This window comes from Pseudomonas granadensis, from assembly GCF_900105485.1.
Taxonomy (GTDB): domain Bacteria; phylum Pseudomonadota; class Gammaproteobacteria; order Pseudomonadales; family Pseudomonadaceae; genus Aquipseudomonas; species Aquipseudomonas granadensis.
In genome coordinates, this window is record NZ_LT629778.1 from 5,786,488 (window position 1) to 5,802,496 (window position 16,009).

At 60.3% G+C, this 16,009-nt stretch carries 14 protein-coding genes; 13 read left to right on the forward strand and 1 reads right to left on the reverse strand.

From position 1 onward, the window contains the following. Window positions 1-87: 87 nt before the first annotated feature. The 6 genes from BLU52_RS25845 to pgaD all read left to right on the forward strand — a co-directional run bounded on the left by BLU52_RS25845 (window position 88) and on the right by pgaD (window position 9,161). Complete coding sequence (locus BLU52_RS25845; RefSeq protein ID WP_090288119.1) at window positions 88-723, forward strand: NADH:ubiquinone oxidoreductase subunit N; 636 nt, start codon at window positions 88-90, stop codon at window positions 721-723. A gap of 302 nt (window positions 724-1,025) precedes the next feature. Beyond that, window positions 1,026-2,531 (forward strand): YdgA family protein, encoded by a 1,506-nt coding sequence (locus BLU52_RS25850; protein WP_090288121.1) that lies wholly within the window; start codon window positions 1,026-1,028, stop codon window positions 2,529-2,531. Window positions 2,532-2,789: 258 nt separating this feature from the next. Then, window positions 2,790-5,270 (forward strand): poly-beta-1,6 N-acetyl-D-glucosamine export porin PgaA, encoded by a 2,481-nt coding sequence (gene pgaA, locus BLU52_RS25855; protein WP_090288123.1) that lies wholly within the window; start codon window positions 2,790-2,792, stop codon window positions 5,268-5,270. A gap of 12 nt (window positions 5,271-5,282) precedes the next feature. Next, complete coding sequence (gene pgaB / locus BLU52_RS25860) at window positions 5,283-7,280, forward strand: poly-beta-1,6-N-acetyl-D-glucosamine N-deacetylase PgaB (protein WP_090288125.1); 1,998 nt, start codon at window positions 5,283-5,285, stop codon at window positions 7,278-7,280. A 1-nt stretch (window position 7,281) separates the two neighbouring features. Beyond that, window positions 7,282-8,637 carry a poly-beta-1,6-N-acetyl-D-glucosamine synthase gene (gene pgaC / locus BLU52_RS25865; protein WP_090288127.1) on the forward strand — a complete coding sequence of 452 codons (1,356 nt, stop codon included), beginning with the start codon at window positions 7,282-7,284 and terminating at the stop codon, window positions 8,635-8,637. Beyond that, the gene (pgaD, locus tag BLU52_RS25870; RefSeq protein WP_090288129.1) at window positions 8,634-9,161 is read left to right on the forward strand and encodes a poly-beta-1,6-N-acetyl-D-glucosamine biosynthesis protein PgaD; all 528 of its coding nucleotides are present in this window, start codon (window positions 8,634-8,636) and stop codon (window positions 9,159-9,161) included. Before pgaC ends, pgaD begins: the two co-directional genes overlap by 4 nt. 150 nt (window positions 9,162-9,311) lie before the next feature. Here the strand turns inward: pgaD and BLU52_RS25875 are convergent, their stop codons facing one another. Beyond that, window positions 9,312-10,835: an FAD-dependent oxidoreductase gene (locus BLU52_RS25875; protein ID WP_090288131.1), complete on the reverse strand. Its 1,524-nt coding sequence runs from the start codon at window positions 10,833-10,835 to the stop codon at window positions 9,312-9,314. A gap of 138 nt (window positions 10,836-10,973) precedes the next feature. On the opposite strand from BLU52_RS25875, the gene BLU52_RS25880 reads away from it, so the two are divergent. From BLU52_RS25880 to BLU52_RS25910, 7 genes are all read left to right on the forward strand, one after another. Further along, window positions 10,974-11,534: a YbhB/YbcL family Raf kinase inhibitor-like protein gene (locus BLU52_RS25880; protein ID WP_090288133.1), complete on the forward strand. Its 561-nt coding sequence runs from the start codon at window positions 10,974-10,976 to the stop codon at window positions 11,532-11,534. Between the two features lie 64 nt (window positions 11,535-11,598). After that, window positions 11,599-11,778, forward strand: coding sequence for a hypothetical protein (locus BLU52_RS25885; protein WP_090288135.1), 180 nt, complete (start codon window positions 11,599-11,601; stop codon window positions 11,776-11,778). Window positions 11,779-11,872: 94 nt separating this feature from the next. Further along, the gene (locus BLU52_RS25890) at window positions 11,873-12,889 is read left to right on the forward strand and encodes a glycosyltransferase (protein WP_090288137.1); all 1,017 of its coding nucleotides are present in this window, start codon (window positions 11,873-11,875) and stop codon (window positions 12,887-12,889) included. Next, a complete protein-coding gene (locus BLU52_RS25895; RefSeq protein ID WP_090288139.1) occupies window positions 12,889-14,037 on the forward strand; it encodes an FAD-dependent oxidoreductase in 1,149 nt (382 codons plus the stop codon). The genes BLU52_RS25890 and BLU52_RS25895 overlap by 1 nt, the downstream gene beginning before the upstream one ends. Beyond that, on the forward strand, window positions 14,038-14,820 hold the full coding sequence (locus tag BLU52_RS25900; protein WP_090288141.1) for an NAD-dependent epimerase/dehydratase family protein: 783 nt from the start codon (window positions 14,038-14,040) through the stop codon (window positions 14,818-14,820). Further along, entirely contained in the window at window positions 14,817-15,653 is an 837-nt protein-coding gene (locus BLU52_RS25905) for a sugar phosphate isomerase/epimerase family protein (RefSeq protein WP_090288143.1), read from the forward strand. The genes BLU52_RS25900 and BLU52_RS25905 overlap by 4 nt, the downstream gene beginning before the upstream one ends. Further along, the gene (locus BLU52_RS25910; protein WP_090288145.1) at window positions 15,650-16,006 is read left to right on the forward strand and encodes an EamA family transporter; all 357 of its coding nucleotides are present in this window, start codon (window positions 15,650-15,652) and stop codon (window positions 16,004-16,006) included. Before BLU52_RS25905 ends, BLU52_RS25910 begins: the two co-directional genes overlap by 4 nt. Window positions 16,007-16,009 lie beyond the last annotated feature (3 nt).

The following is a 16,009-nucleotide window of genomic DNA, read 5'->3' on the forward strand; positions in this document are numbered from 1 at the left end:
TGCTATGCTTTGAAGTGTTGGAGGCGCGCCCCGTGCAAAGCGCGCCTTCTGCACGCATCGCTGGCGGTGGTCCGGGGGAAACCAATAATGAAAAACCCTTATGCTCTGGGCTTCTGGTGCGCCTTGATAGCGCTGGTGCTGCTATCGGCCACCTATTTCTACGGCATCATGCTGGCCCACCAGATCGACACGGCCATGGTCTTTCTCGACAGCGCCGTTGCGCTGATCGCGGTGATGGCGATCGTCGTGGTCGCGTGGGCCTCGGTTCAGGTGCAGCGGGTCAAGAAACGCCAGTTGGAACAAGGCAAGGTCCTGGTGCTGATCTGGGACACCAAAGTCGCCCTGCGCCGGGTCGAAACCGTGTTCGACCGCTATTTCTGGGGCAGCTACTGGCAGCCCGGGCGCACCTTCGCCGAAGTCATGGGCGAACTCACCGGCACTCCGCTGGAAAAAAGCCTCGAAGCCCTGAAGAAACAGTGCCTTGAACTCGACAAGCAGATCGCCGACGAGGGTTGGCACTGGCTGAACAACGCCCGTGAACTGTCCGACGTTGCCACCGCCATGGCCCGCGAACGCTATCAACTGGATTTCTGTGACCCACGCGCCGAGGGGCCAGAGGGAGCGGTGATCGATCGTGACTTTGAAGTGCTGGTTTATACCTGGACGGCGCGGCTGAAGAGCTTTGATCATCAACTCGATGAGATTGAGGCCGAGTATTCCTGATGCTCGGCTGAATCATCTGGCCTCATCGCTGGCAAGCCAGCTCCCACCGGGGTTTGTGTTTACCGCTCATCCCCTGTGGGAGCTAGCCTGCTAGCGATGGCGGCTTCGCTAACCGCGAAACTCTCACTGCCTGCTCACTGTCCATTCCCCCCATGGACACTCTTTAACCTTTAAACATTGGGCCCAATCCCGCGCCCGGTGCTAATCTCCACCGCTGAATTCAGCGCAGTCGAGCCGCGACCCGATCACGGGTTCAGGGAAGACGACCACATTCACAGCCACGGAAATCGATCAGGTCATTCATGAATAAATCAGCAGGCGTGCTTCTCGGAATTGTTGTTGCCATCGGCGCGATCAGCGCGGGCGGGGCCTGGTACACCGGGACCAAGATCGAGGGCGTGCTGAACAACGCCGTCAGCAACGCCAACAAAGAGCTGCAGACCGCCATGGCCGGCTCCAACGGCACGGCGTCGCTGGAACTGGTGTCGCTGGAGCGCCACACGTTCACCAGCACCGCGCACTATCGTCTCAAAGGCGAGGGCGAGATGTTTGGCGATGCGCCGGTCGAGTTGCTGTTTGTCGACCACATCGAGCACGGCCCGCTGCCATTCTCGCGTCTGGTGTCGTTGAAGTGGCTGCCGGTCATGGCCACCAGCAACTACGAGCTGGAGAAGAGCCCGACCACCGAAAAATGGTTCGCCGCGACCAAGGGCGCCGCACCGCTCAAAGGCGTGACCAACATCGGCTACGACGAATCGACCACCAGCACACTTGACCTGGTGCCGTTCGAAACCGCGCTGGATGCACAGTCGAGCCTCAAGTTCTCCGGCCTGACCATGGACATTTCCGCCAGCGCCCAGGCGCAGAAGGTCAAGGCGGACGGTTACATGGACAACCTGAAACTGGTCACCGTGGCCGAAGACCAGACACCGGTGCAGGTCGAAATCAACGGCCTGACCCTGGCCAGCAACCTCGCCAAGAGCAGCTATGGCTACTACACCGGGGAAAACACCCTGGAAGTGACCAGCAGCAAAACCACCTTCGGTGCGCAGCCGATGGTGCTGGGTGTGAAGAACTTCGAAATGAAGAACCGCACCGAAGAAAACGCCAGCAATGCTTCCGGCCGCGCTGACTACAAGATTGGCGAAGTGACCCTCAACGACAAGAAAGTCGGCTCGGCGGCCATGGCCATGAGCCTGAAGAACCTCGACATTCCGTCGACGATGTCGCTGATGCAGATCTACCAGACCAAGCTGCAGCCTTATGAAAAAGCTGCCGCCGAAGCGGCCGCTCAGGGTTTGCCAGCACCGGAGCTGAACCTGACCGAAGCGGAAAACGCGCAGGTCAAAGCCGACCTGCAGAAACTGCTCGCCGCCGGCCCGCAACTGGCGCTGGAGAACCTCTCGTTCAACACCGCCAACGGCGAAAGCCGCGCCAATCTGGTCATTGACCTGACCAAGCCGCAGTCGATGGATCTGCCACCGGATCAACTGGGCAAGCAACTGATCGCTCTGCTGGACCTGAATATTCAGGTATCGAAACCGATGCTGGTCGATCTGCTCAGCGTGCAAGCGCAACTGGATGGTCAGACCGACGCCAAAGCCATTGTCGATCAGTCCAAGGAAGCAGCAGACATGTTTGCTGGCATGGCCGTCGGTTCGCAATTGGCGGTGGTCGACGGCACCAACGTTGTGACCAAGCTGCATTACGCGGCCAATCAGGTCGAATTCAACGGCCAGAAAATGACCGTTGAACAGTTCGTCGGCTTCCTGATGAGCAAGTTCGCCGGCGTCACGCAAGTGCAGTGATCCAGCGGCATTAATGGAAACGCCCGGCCTCTGTCGCCCACAGACGCCGGGCGTTTTGCTGTCTGGCGTTCGGAATTTACGCAGCCTCCCACCCCGCACCACGTGGATTCTGAACAATTATTGCGTTGCGAAAACTGGTCTACGCTTGCGTGCAACACTGCCTGACTAAGCGTGGCCATGGATGTTGCCATTGGCCACCGTTACGAATGGGCAAAGAGGGGCATCGCGACCCGGCTGGCCATGTAAGGATGCTGACGAATGCCGCGTACTGATGGTTCTGTATTACATCGTGGTTTACGCCCTTTGTTTCGAGTCGCGCTGTGCAGCCAGTTGCTCTGGCCGGCCTTGGCGTTCGCCGACACACCCTATGATCAGATGGTGCGCGACGCCCGTGTCGGGCATTACACGCCTGCGCTGACGCTGCTTCGCCAGATGCCGCCGGGGCAGGCGAGCACCGGGCAGATCAGCGATCATCTGCAAATCGCCAGTTGGGCCGGATTCGACGCCGAAGTGGTGCAGGTCTACGAAACCCAGGGCCGCGACCGCGTGCTGCCGGTGCAGGCGCTGACGGCCACCGCGCGGGCCTATCGCAACCTCAAGCGCTGGGATAAAGCCACCGAGGTCTACAACAAGGCCTTGGCCCTGGAGCCGGACAACGCCGACCTGCAACTGGGCCTGGCCCTGACTCAGGCGGATGCCGGCAAACCTGATGAAGCGGTGACACGCGCCAAAGCGCTGGTCGCCGCCAAACCCGATGATCCTGCGCGGCGCCTCGCGCTTGGCTACGCGCTGACCCGCGCTGGCAAACAATACGACGCCTTGTTCGAATACGATCAGGCGTTCATCCGCGCCGGCAGCAAACCGGAAGTCGCCCGCGAGTATGTGGTCGCGCTGCAAAAGGCGCGTTTGCCAGAGCCGGCGCTGCGTCTCGCTAAACAGCGTCCGGGGCTGATCGATCCGGTCACCTTGCGTCGCCTGGAAGGCGATCTGGCCGCCGAGCGCGTACGCCTCGCCGAACTTGCCACGCGCAGCGAAAAAGAACGCTACGTCATCGCCGACCGCGCCTTGGCCGATTACGACCAGTTGCTCGCCACCTGGACGCCGGATGCCACGGCTCACGACGACGTGATCCGCTGGCGCATCGACCGCATGGGCGCGCTCAAGGCGCGGGCACGCACGGCTGAGGTCATCAGCGAATACCAAAAGCTGCAAGGCGAAGGCGTGAAGATTCCGACCTACGCATTGCGCTGGGTCGCGGCGTCCTGTCTGGATCAGCGTCAGCCGGAAATCGCCACCGACCTGTATCGCCAGGTGCTCTCGGCACCGGACGCCGATAGCGGCGATCGCCTCGAAGACACCACCGCACTGTATTACTCATTGCTGGAAAGCGATCGTGCCGAAGAAGCGCGCAAAGTCGCCGAAGACCTTGCCAAGTCACAGCGCCCGCGCGTCGAGCTTAAAGGTCTGCCGATCGGCAATCCTAACGATGAGTGGATGGACGCCCAGCAACTGGCGGCGCAGGCCGGCACTTACAGCGCCGATCTGCCCCACGGCGAGGAGCGTCTGCAGACGCTGGTCGATCAGGCGCCGGGCAACGTCGGTTTGCGTCTGGCTCAGGCCGATGTGTATCTGGCCCGGCAATGGCCACGCCGCGCGGAAAACCAGCTCAAGGAAACCGAAAGTATCGCGCCGCGCGACATCGGTCTGGAAGTGGCGCAAGCGCGCACCGCCATGGAATTGCAGGAGTGGCGGCAGAACGATGCGCTGGTCGACGACGTGCTGGCGCGTAACCCGGACAACCGCCAGGTGCAACGTCTGGCCCGTGAGCGCGAAGTCCACGACATGGCCGAATTGCGCGTCGAAGCCTACGGCGGCAAGGCCAACGGCGGCGGCAGTGGCGATGCCGGTGCGGTCAGTGGCAGTCGCGACTTCGGCATCCAGAGCACCCTGTACAGCCCGCCGATCAATGAAGACTGGCGCGTGTTCGCCGGCCTCGGTTACGCCACCGGCGATTTCGCTGAGGGCACCGGTCACCATCGCTTCCAGCGTGTCGGTCTGGAGCGGCGCACCCGTGACATGACCCTTGAAGCCGAAGTGTCCAGTCACGACTACGGTTTCGGCGACAAGCAGGGTGCACGGCTGGCGCTCGCCCGTGACATCAATGATCACTGGCAGTATGGCGGCAGCCTCGAATACCTGTCGGCCGAAACGCCGCTGCGCGCGCTCAACAGCGATATCAAGGCCAATGGTGGCAGCGCGTTCCTGCGCTGGCGCGCCAATGAAAGCCGCGAGTGGCGCCTGTCGGTGAGCCCGTCGCACTTCAGCGATGGCAACAACCGCGTCGAAGCCTTGCTGACCGGTCGTGAGGGTGTCTACAGCTCGCCGAAACTGCAGGTCGATGCCGGTCTGGAAGTCGGCACCAGCCACAACTCGAAATCCGATGACGTGCCGTATTTCAATCCCAAATCCGACTTCAGCGTGATGCCGCTGGTCAACGTCAATCAGGTGCTCTACCACCGCTACGAAACGGCCTGGAGCCAGCAGTTCCAGGCCGGCGCGGGGACGTACAGTCAGCGTGATCACGGCACCGGAGGTATGGCCTTGCTTGGCTACGGCCAACGCTACGCATGGAACGACGTGTTCGAGGTCGGCGGCCTGTTCAGTGTGATCAACCGGCCCTACGACGGAGATCGAGAGACTGATCTGCGTCTGCTCGTCGACCTCACTTTCCGCTTCTAGAAGAGTTTTAAGATGCCTTTTATCTCGCGTTTGATCCTTCTGCTGGGAGCGCTGCTGATCAGCGCCTGCGCCCAGCAGGCCCCGGCCTTCGCGCCACCCTCCGAGCGCCCGGTGGTTGCCAGTGAGCAACCGTGGCCGAAAAACCATTTCCTCGGCATCGCCTATCACGATGTCGAAGACCGTGATCCCGATCAGGCCGTGGTGGCAGTGCGCACCGAGCGCATGATCGAGCAACTGGCGTGGCTGCGCGAAAACGGCTACCAGCCGGTGACGGTCGACCAGATCATGGCCGCACGCAAGGGCGGGCCGCAGCTGCCGGCGAAAGCCGTGCTGCTGAGTTTCGACGACGGTTATGCGAGCTTCTACACCCGCGTACTGCCGGTGCTGCGCGCCTATAACTGGCACGCGCTGCTGGCGCCGGTCGGCAGCTGGGTTGACACGCCGCTCAATCAACCGGTGGATTTCGCCGGCACGCCGCGCGCGCGTTCCGACTTCCTGACCTGGGATCAGGTGCGCGAGATCTCGCAATCCGGTCTGGTGGAAATCGCCGCGCACACCGACGCCAACCACAAGGGTATCCTCGCCAACCCGCAGGGTAACCTGCAGCCGGCCGCCGCGGCCCGACGCTACGACCCGGTCACCAAACGCTATGAGTCCGAAGCTGATTTCCGCGCACGGATTCGTACCGACGTGAGTAATATTTCCGAGAAGATCCGCAAGGCTACCGGCAAGAAACCGCGGGTGTGGGTCTGGCCGTATGGTGCGGCGGACGGCACGTCACTGACGGTGGTCGGTGAGGAAGGCTACGAAATGGCCTTGACGCTGGACGATGGTCTCGACGCCCTCGATAACCTGATGAGCAGCCCGCGTTTCCTGGTCGCCTCCGACCCGGACGGCGAGCATTTCGCCAACAGCGTGGTCGGTGTGCAGGCGCAGCAGGCCATGCGCGTGGTGCATGTCGATCTGGACAATGTCTACGACCCGGACCCGGCACAGCAGGACATCAACCTCGGCAAACTGGTGCAGCGCATGGCCGACCTGGGCGCCAATACGGTGTTCCTGCAGGCCTTCGCCGATCCCAAGGGCGACGGTCTGGTGCACTCGCTGTATTTCCCCAATCGTCACTTGCCGATGCGCGCCGATCTGTTCGACCGTGTCGCTTGGCAGTTGCGCACCCGGGCTCACGTAAAAGTCTACGCGTGGATGCCGGTGCTCAGCTTCGAGCTGGACGCGAAGCTGCCGCGAGTGACGCGCTGGGACCCGAAAACCGCCACCACGTCGGTGGATCCGGATCAGTACAAACGCCTGTCACCGTTCGATCCCGAAGTGCGGCGCATCATCGGCGAAATCTACGAGGACGTGGCGCGACTGACCTCGGTCGACGGCATTCTCTACCACGATGACGCGGTGCTTTCGGACTTCGAAGACGCCGGTCCGCAAGCGCTGAAAGCCTACGCCGCTCAGGGTCTGCCAGGTTCGATTGCCGCGTTGCGCGATGACCCGGCAGCGATGCAACGCTGGACACGCTTCAAGAGCCGCTACCTCATCGATTTCACCAACGAGCTGACGGCCAAGGTCCGCGCTATTCGCGGTCCGCAAGTGCAGACCGCGCGCAACATTTTTGCCGAACCGATGCTCAACCCCGACAGCGAAGCCTGGTTCGCGCAGAACCTCGATGACTTCCTCGCGACCTACGACTGGACCGCGCCGATGGCGATGCCGCTGATGGAAAAACAGACTCAGGCAGAGTCGGGCCCATGGCTTGAAAGATTGGTCGCCACCGTCAGCAAACGTCCCGGCGCGCTGAACCGCACCGTGTTCGAATTGCAGGCGCGGGACTGGACCAAGAAGGACCAGGCCGATATCGACGCTGCACAACTGGCCGACTGGATGGGCCGTCTCAAGCGTCAGGGTGCGACCAGCTTCGGTTATTACCCGGACAATTTTCTCGACAACCTGCCGGACCTGAAAACCGTACGGCCTGCGCTCTCCAACAAATGGAATCCCTGAGATGCTGGATAGACTGTTAGCCCTGCTGGTTCTGGCGCTCGTCCTCGGCGTGCCGCTGGGCCTGATCTTCCTGGTCACCGGGCAGTTCCTGATGGACTTCGTGTTCTTCTACCCGCTGTTCATGTCGGGCCTGTGGATTGCCGGCGGCCTGTATTTCTGGCTGCACTGGGAGCGCCACTGGCCATGGAAGGACGACACCTTGCCGCCGCCGCTGGCAGGCGAGCCGCTGATTTCGATCCTGATCCCTTGCTACAACGAAGGTGAAAACGCCGCTGACACCATTCACGCGGCCCTGGCCCAGCATTATCCGAACATCGAAGTCATCGCGATCAACGACGGTTCCAGGGACAACACCGCCGAAGTCCTCGATGCGCTGGCCAAGGAAGATCCGCGCCTGCGTGTGCTGCATCTGGCGGAGAACCAGGGCAAGGCCGTGGCTCTGCGCATGGGCGCCATTGCCGCACGCAGTGAGTATCTGGTGTGCATTGACGGTGACGCGCTGTTGGCGCCGAACACCGCAGCGTATCTGGTCGCACCGATGCTGGATAACGCACGCCTTGGCGCAGTGACCGGCAACCCGCGGATTCGCACGCGCTCGACGCTGGTCGGGCGGGTGCAGGTTGGCGAGTTCTCGTCGATTATCGGCCTGATCAAGCGCACGCAACGGGTGTTCGGGCGGATCTTTACCGTGTCCGGGGTGATTGTCGCGTTCCGCCGCACGGCGCTGAACCGGGTCGGCTACTGGAGCCCGAACATGATCACCGAAGACATCGATATCAGCTGGAAGCTGCAACTCGATCACTGGAGCATCTTCTACGAGCCGCGCGCGCTGTGCTGGATTCTGATGCCGGAAACCCTCGGCGGCCTGTGGAAGCAGCGCCTGCGCTGGGCTCAGGGCGGTGCCGAAGTGCTGTTCAAAAACATCCGTGGCATCTGGCAGTACCGCCATCGTTACCTGTGGCCGCTGCTGTTCGAATACTGCCTGTCGACCGGCTGGGCGTTCACCTTCCTGCTCTCGGTGATTTTCTGGGGCGTGGGCAAGTTCGTGGTCATGCCTGAAGCGATCGCTGTGCATCACTTGATGCCGCCGGCATTCACCGGGTTGCTGCTGGCGTTCGTCTGCCTGGTGCAGTTTGCCGTCAGCATCATTATTGACCGCCGCTACGAGCCGGGTCTGGGCAAGACCATGTTCTGGGTGGTCTGGTACCCGATCGCGTTCTGGTTCGTCAGCCTGCTGACCACGCTGGTCAGCTTCCCCAAAGTCTTGTTTGGCCAACATCAGCAACGTGCGCGCTGGGTCAGTCCTGACAGGGGCATCAAACCGATCGGCGACGACGAAGAGGAGGTCATAAAATGAAAATCATCCGGACCCGCCAGCGACCCTTGCTGCTCGTGATCGATGTGCTGGTCACGCTGGTGGCGTGGATCGGCCTGCTGTTCCTGCTGATTCGCGGCCTGTGGCCGTTGGTCGAAACGCACGTCGGCGGGCCGCGCATCGACAACTCGGCGTTCGATGCGCTGGGCACATTGCAGATCTATTTATGGGTGGCGCTGGCCAATGCGCTGGTGCTGATTGGCTGGGCGCGTTATCAACAGCGTAAAAGCCGCAGCTTTGCCCAGCGCCGTTTGCCCTCGCCAGTGATCGACGATCAAGGGCTGAGCAAGAGCTTCAAGCTGTGTGCTGACCGGTTGCAGAAACTGCGCACGCCGGGGGTGATGACCATCCACAACGATCAGGACGGCGACATCAGTCATGTAGAAACGCATTTCTGGCCGGTACAACCGTCAGAGCTGCCGCCACCGCTGGCGCCGCTGGAGCATCCGCGGGTGATCTTTCTGCACGCCGAAGATGACGAACAGCGTGAAACCCTGATCCGTTAACCGCCCCCACTTGACGAGTGTGATCGTTCCCACGCTCCGCGTGGGAATGCCTCCAGGGACGCTCCGCGTCCAGTGACGCGGAGCGTCACGTGCTGCATTCCCACGCAGGAGCTTGGGAACGATCAGTTCGCGAGAAATGATCGGTCGCAGCTATTCGCGAATCAGCTTCCACGCTTCAGCCATCGAAAGCGGCTGTTTCATCCGCTCGGCAAGCAGCGCAATCGCCCGTTGCCTGTCGCACGCCACCGCCGCGACCACGACGCCGTTTTTGGCGAACAGGCCGATGAACGGCGGTTTCTCCGGCTCGCCATCAAATTCGACTTCATCCCACGCCTCGGCGCGACCCAGATAGTCGTAGTTCTTGCCAAAGTGGAAGGTCCAGAAATACGGCACATCCAGGTAACGCTCATCGCCTCCGAGCATGTTGGCGGCAGCGATGCGCGCGTGTTGTTGCGCCAGGCGCCAATGTTCGATGCGCTGCGGCTGGCCATTCAACGGGAACGTGGCGATATCACCCACGGCCCATAATCCTTCGCTCACGCGCATACCGCCATCGACGCGCAACGATTGGTCGTCTTCTCTGGGCAATGACGCGAACGCTTCGGTGGCCGGATGTACGCCGATCCCGGCGAGCACCAGATCAGCCGTGAGGCGCAGACCGTTGTCCAGCAGCACCGCCTCGACCCTGTCCTCACCAAGAATTTCCGTGGCCTCATGATCAGTGATGAACTTCACCCCATGCGCCTCGTGCAACGCGCGAATCGCCTTGCCGACGGCTTCGCCGAATTGCTTTGCAAAGGGTGTCTCATGGCGGGCCAGTACCGTGACGTCGAGGCCGTGCTGACGCAGCGCCGAAGCGCATTCGAGGGCGATGAAGCTGTCGCCGATGATCACCGCGCGCTGATCCGCTTGAGCGGCGCCGATGATCTGTTCGGCGTGGGTTTTCGAGCGCAGCACGAAAACATTGGCCAGATCGGCGCCGGGCAGCTTCAGCGGGTTCGGCGCGCCGCCGGTAGCCAGTACCGCAGCGTCGTAACGCAGAACTCCGCCGTTGTTCAGATGAAGGGTTTTGTCCGGCGCGTCGAGTGAGCTGACTTCGCCTTGCACGCGTTCGATGCGCTGCGCTTGGTAGAACGCCTGATCACGCAAGGGCGGTACTTCCTTTGGCGACATCTCGCCGGCGAGAACGAATTTGCTCAGCACCGTACGGTCGTAGCCGGCATCCGCTTCGCCGTCGACCAGTACAATTCGTCCGCCAAAACCTTTCTCCCGCAGCGCGGCTGCACACGCGGTACCTGCCGCACCGGCGCCGACCACCACAAACGTTCTCGGATCGTCGGCAGGCGGCATGTGTGGATCGTGCAGCGGCTGGTCATCGACCCACACTTCATCGTCGCGCAACTCCAGAGGATAACGCTTGAGACTGTCGAGTGAAGGCGGCTCGCACAGGGCACCATCCTCGGCGCGGTACGCGGCTTTATGCCATGGGCAGATCAACCGCCCATGGCACAACGCGCCCTCCGCCAACGGCGCACCGGCATGCGGACACAGCCCCTGAAACGCGCGCAATTGGCCGTTGGTCCGCAACAGCACGATCTTGCAGTCGCCGATTTCCACTTGCAGGCCTCGATCTTGCGGAACATCGGCGAAACGGGCGACACGGTGCAGGGGCATGGTGGTTTCCTCACAGACGTTTTTCTTGTGAACGCGTGCGGCAATTCGAGGTTCAGCCATTTGCTACTGCCACGGCACGAACGGTACGGCTATAGTTTGCAGGCCGACGACGGCCCCACTGCACAAGGTGCTCCCGGAATGACCCGATTGACCTCTCTCAACCCTTGGCTGGCGGCCGTTGCCGTCGCCCTTTGCGTGCAGTTTCCAGCGCAGGCCCAGGAACGCTTCACCCTGAGCATCCCGGGGGTTTCCGATAACCGCCTGTTCACCTCGGCCGCCGCCAGCGACGCCCCGGGTTGCGGCGGCAAGAACCAGTCGCCCGCGCTGAGCTGGAACGCCGGCCCGGCCGGAACCCAGAGCTACGCCATCGTCATGCACGACCCGGACGGCCAGAAGGGCCTGGGTGTCGATCACTGGATTCACTACGGCATCAAACCCGCGACCCGCCAGATCGCCGCCGGCGTCGGCGCCAAATCCGCCCTCGAAGGCGTCGGCGGCACCAACAGCAAAGGCAACACCCATTACATGGGCCCATGCCCGCCCGTGGGCGATAGCGCGCACCACTACATCATCCAGATCTACGCTCTGGATCTGGCCCCCGACGCCTTGCCCGCCGGCCTGACCCGCGCCGAGCTGATGGAAAAAATCAAAGGCCATGTGCTGCGCAACAGCAGCGCGGTGCGGCGTTATCACCGCTGAGCATTGGCCTGAGCAGGAAAAAGCGCGCACTATTAAGGTACTTTTCAGTGCGCCAGAGGCTGGCATGACACAACGAGTCGACCGAATTGCCCAATTGCTCAACTGCCCGATCAAGGGTAAGGAGATTCGTCAGGCAATCCTCGAAACCCGAAAGGAACTGGAGGCGGCGGACGACGAGCCTGATGATTCTCAGGCCATGCCAACCACAGCGGACTCGAGGCGAGACGGCGAGGATGACGTTTGAGTCTGACAGCGTTTGCTTGAAATGCGATCCTTGGATCCCCGCGCCTCAAAACGATTCCTCGTCCCTATCAGTCAGCTTAAAAGTGAAAAATTAAATGGATTTTTACCCGTGTTTTCTTTCTGTGGTGTTTGTAGTACGTAACCAATCAGAATCCATTGAGTTCATCCTTTCCGAAGCGACTGCGGTGATTGCGCCGATTGTCAGTGATTTCGAATTGATCGTTGTGGACAATGCTTCCGATGATGACACCATCACGATCATGAAGCGTCTGACCGGTGAGCAAGGCATGGCTAACTTGCAAGTCTATGCGCTGACCAAGGAAGTCGATGCCGATTCGGCTTGTTGGGTCGGTATGGAAAGCGCGTTGGGTGATTTTGTTGCGGTCATTGACCCGTTGGCGGACGACATTCATTTCCTGCCCCAAATGCTCGACAAGTCGGTTAAAGGGGCCGACGTGGTCTTTGCCCATAATCGCGAGAAACCCCTTCAAAGCGTTGCCTACCGTGCGGCCTACAATCTGTTTCACACGTTGTATAACTGGTGCAATGGCGTGCATCTGGCCAAAGAGGCGCCGTCCTACCGCATTCTAAGCAAAACCGTAATCAACTATATTCTCCAGCATCCCCAGCCGACGCTTTCCTATCGCCACCTTCCGGCTACGGGTGGATTTGCGCGCGCCTCGCTTGAATACAGTGCGGCGGCCCGAACCGCTCCGAAAAAAAGCCTGAGCGACAGTATCGATCGGGGCATGCGCCTTCTGGTGTCGACCACTCGGGCGCCGATGCGACTGGTGACCGGGCTGTCGATGTTCGGTGCGCTGGCAAATCTGGTCTACGGCGTCTACGTAATGATCATTGCCCTGCTGAAAACCGATATTGCGCCGGGCTGGGTCAGTCTTTCGCTACAACAGTCGGGCATGTTCTTCCTGATTTCGCTGGTGCTGCTGGTACTGGGTGAATACATTCTCAACATGGTCAGTTTGTCGAATGAAGGGCCGCGTTACCATGTGGGGCAGGAATTCACCAGCGCGCGCATGACCCGGCTGGAAAAGCTCAATATCGAAGAAGTCGCCGACAAGGCCGGCGGTAGCCGTAGCGAACAGGTCTCTTGATGCGCCACCCTGATCAGGATGTCGTGGTGATCGGCGGTGGGTTCTACGGTGCCGCGATCGCGATCTATATGGCCAAACAGCGGAATCTGAAGAATGTGGTGCTGATTGAACGAGAGGCGCGTTTGATGCAACGTGCGTCTTACAACAATCAGGCCCGAGTGCATAACGGTTTCCACTATCCGCGCAGCTTCACGACTGCTTACCGCAGTCGTATCAATCTGCCCAGGTTCGTTCGCGATTGGCCAATGGCGGTGAAAACCGATTTCACCAAGCTCTATGCAATCGCGCGTCGTAATTCGAAATGCACGGCGGGGCAATTCGCGCGTTTCTGTCGCGAGATCGGCGCAGCCATCGAGCCCGCTGCATTGCCATTGCGAGCGTTGTTCGAGCCACGTCTGATCGAGGATGTGTTTTTGGTGGAGGAGCATGCGTTCGATTCCACCCGTCTGGCCGCCTGGGCAGAGCGGGAGCTTGCCGAGAGCGGGGTGCAGATTCGCTATCAGACGTGCGCCAAAGCCATTTCCAGAGCTACCGATGCGTTGCAGGTGACGTTGGCCAGACCGGACGGCGTGAGCGAGCAATTGACTGCTCGCTACGTGTTCAATTGTAGCTACAGCGGGTTGAACCAACTGGGTGGGGACTTTCCCGGCGTCAGCACAGGATTGAAGCAGGAAGTCACCGAAATGGCTCTGATGCAGATGCCCGACGCCTTGGTGAACCTGGGGATCACCGTGATGGATGGGCCGTTCTTTTCAATGATGCCTTTTCCGGCGCGCGGTCTGCATACGCTGTCCCACGTCCGCTATACCCCGCATTTGCACTGGACCGACGAGAAGGGGATCGATCCATACCGGAAACTGACGGAGTACGAGCGCCTCAGTCGCGTAGACCGTATGGTTCGTGACGTCGCTCGTTATATACCGGCAGTGTCGCAAGCCAGGTACAAGGATTCGCTTTTTGAGGTGAAAACCGTGCTGGTTAAAAACGAAGGCGATGACGGCCGGCCGATTCTTTTCGAACAGCATGCAGCCTTGCCGGGGTGCTTTTCGATCCTGGGCGGTAAAATTGACAATATTTACGACGTTCTGGAACGGCTCGATTCGCTTGTGTTCATTTCGAGCGAGCCCCGGAACATGCAGGAGCGGTAAATGAACAACGCACTGATTGGTTTTTCCGGATTCGTGGGCACCACTCTGCTCAAACAGGCGCAATTTCAAGCTCTTTATCGTTCGACCAATATCGCCGATATCGAAGGCCAAACATTCGATACCGTCGTATGCGCCGGCGCGCCGGCACAAAAGTGGATCGCCAACCGCGAACCTGAAGCAGACCGCTTGAAGATCGAGGGCTTGATTTCGCATTTGAAGACGCTCAAGTGCCGCCGTTTTATCCTCATCAGTACGGTTGACGTCTTCAAGTCATCGGTAGGTGTCGATGAAGATTCCCCGGTGGACGAGTCCGGTTTGCACGCCTATGGCTTGAACCGTCGCCTGCTGGAAAAATTTGTGGAGGCGCACTTTCCCGAGCACCTGATCGTGCGTCTTCCCGGATTGGTAGGGCCAGGTCTGCGCAAGAATGTCATTTTCGACTTCCTCAACGATAACAATCTGCATGCCATAGATAGCCGCGGGGTCTTTCAGTTTTACCCGATGATCAATCTCTGGTTCGATATTCAGCTGGCAATCGAGGCGGGCATCAAACTTGTCCACCTGACCGCGCAACCTGTCAGTGTGGCTGCCATTGCGAAGGACGGTTTTGCGCGTGAGTTCGCCAACGCCCTGGACAATCCCGTCGGCTTTTACGACATGCAGACTCGGTACGCAAATGTGTTCGGTGGCGAAGGTCGTTATCAGTACAGCTTGCGCGAGACCCTGTTGGCCGTCAGAGCGTATGCCCAGTCCGAGCCGCGCGGGGCGCTTGTAAAATCATGAGACTGGCCATTTCCAACATCGCCTGGGATGTCGTTGAAGACGACGCCGTTGCGCAGCTGCTGCGAGCCTATGGCATTGATGCAATCGACATCGCCCCCGGCAAATACTTTCCCGACTGCAGCAAGGCAACCGATGCGGATATTGCACGGGTCAAGGCCTGGTGGGCTCAACATGGCGTCGAGATTACCGGCATGCAGTCATTGCTGTTTGGTACCAGTGGTCTCAATGTGTTCGGTGACCCGCAAAGCCAGTCGGCATTGTTGCAGCATCTGACTGGCGTATGCCGTGTCGCGGGACGTCTGGGCGCCACCCGATTGGTGTTCGGCTCGCCGAAGAATCGCGATAGAAGCGGTTTGACCGATCAGCAGGCGCTGGAGGCTGGGGTGGTGTTCTTCCGTCAGTTGGGCGATATCGCCAGGAGCTGCGGCGTATTCATCTGTCTGGAGCCGAATCCGACCTGTTACGGCGCCAACTTCATGACCACCAGTGCTGAAACGGCTGCTGTGGTCAGGCAAACCGCGCACCCGGCCATCCGCATGCAATTGGATACCGGCGCTTTGACAATCAACGATGAGCGGCCCATGGCAGTGCTTGAAGACTGTGCATCATTGATTGGCCATATCCACGCGAGTGAGCCGAACCTGCTTCCATTGGGCGATGGTTCTACGAACCACGAAAGCATGAGTGCCGCGGTACGGCAATATCTGCCGAATCATCTGGTATCCATCGAAATGGTCGCCACTTCTGCCGAGCCACACCTGGCTTCGATCGAGCGTGCGTTGATCAAGGCCGTTGACTGCTATCGGGTCCGGGACATGGAGCGCAACCCATGAAATGGATGATCCTGTTGCTGGGAATCCTGTCCAACGCGTCAGCGAGTGTCTTGATCAAAATTGCAATGACCCCGCCACGCCGCTTCCCTTCTCCGACCGACCCGCTGGGAGCCTTGAGTAATTGGCCGTTCTGGCTCGGACTGGGTCTATACGGCACGGCGTTCCTGTTGTACGCCGCCGCGCTTGCACGTTTGCCATTGAACGTTGCACACCCGGTGCTGACTGCAGGCGCGGTGGCGGCTGTGGCCCTGTCTTCGGTGTTGATTTTTCGAGAACCCTTTCACTGGACGACCGGTGCAGGGATTTTATTGGTAATCGCCGGCGTGGCTTTGATTACTGCGCGCGTGGCCTGATGG

Excerpts from the sequence above, each read along its gene's own strand:
- BLU52_RS25845 (WP_090288119.1), top strand. The coding sequence starts at position 88 with ATGAAAAACCCTTATGCTCTGGGCTTCTGGTGCGCCTTGATAGCGCTG.
- BLU52_RS25850 (WP_090288121.1), top strand. The coding sequence starts at position 1,026 with ATGAATAAATCAGCAGGCGTGCTTCTCGGAATTGTTGTTGCCATCGGC.
- pgaA (WP_090288123.1), top strand. The coding sequence starts at position 2,790 with ATGCCGCGTACTGATGGTTCTGTATTACATCGTGGTTTACGCCCTTTG.
- pgaB (WP_090288125.1), top strand. The coding sequence starts at position 5,283 with ATGCCTTTTATCTCGCGTTTGATCCTTCTGCTGGGAGCGCTGCTGATC.
- pgaC (WP_090288127.1), top strand. The coding sequence starts at position 7,282 with ATGCTGGATAGACTGTTAGCCCTGCTGGTTCTGGCGCTCGTCCTCGGC.
- pgaD (WP_090288129.1), top strand. The coding sequence starts at position 8,634 with ATGAAAATCATCCGGACCCGCCAGCGACCCTTGCTGCTCGTGATCGAT.
- BLU52_RS25875 (WP_090288131.1), bottom strand. The coding sequence starts at position 10,835 with ATGCCCCTGCACCGTGTCGCCCGTTTCGCCGATGTTCCGCAAGATCGA.
- BLU52_RS25880 (WP_090288133.1), top strand. The coding sequence starts at position 10,974 with ATGACCCGATTGACCTCTCTCAACCCTTGGCTGGCGGCCGTTGCCGTC.
- BLU52_RS25885 (WP_090288135.1), top strand. The coding sequence starts at position 11,599 with ATGACACAACGAGTCGACCGAATTGCCCAATTGCTCAACTGCCCGATC.
- BLU52_RS25890 (WP_090288137.1), top strand. The coding sequence starts at position 11,873 with ATGGATTTTTACCCGTGTTTTCTTTCTGTGGTGTTTGTAGTACGTAAC.
- BLU52_RS25895 (WP_090288139.1), top strand. The coding sequence starts at position 12,889 with ATGCGCCACCCTGATCAGGATGTCGTGGTGATCGGCGGTGGGTTCTAC.
- BLU52_RS25900 (WP_090288141.1), top strand. The coding sequence starts at position 14,038 with ATGAACAACGCACTGATTGGTTTTTCCGGATTCGTGGGCACCACTCTG.
- BLU52_RS25905 (WP_090288143.1), top strand. The coding sequence starts at position 14,817 with ATGAGACTGGCCATTTCCAACATCGCCTGGGATGTCGTTGAAGACGAC.
- BLU52_RS25910 (WP_090288145.1), top strand. The coding sequence starts at position 15,650 with ATGAAATGGATGATCCTGTTGCTGGGAATCCTGTCCAACGCGTCAGCG.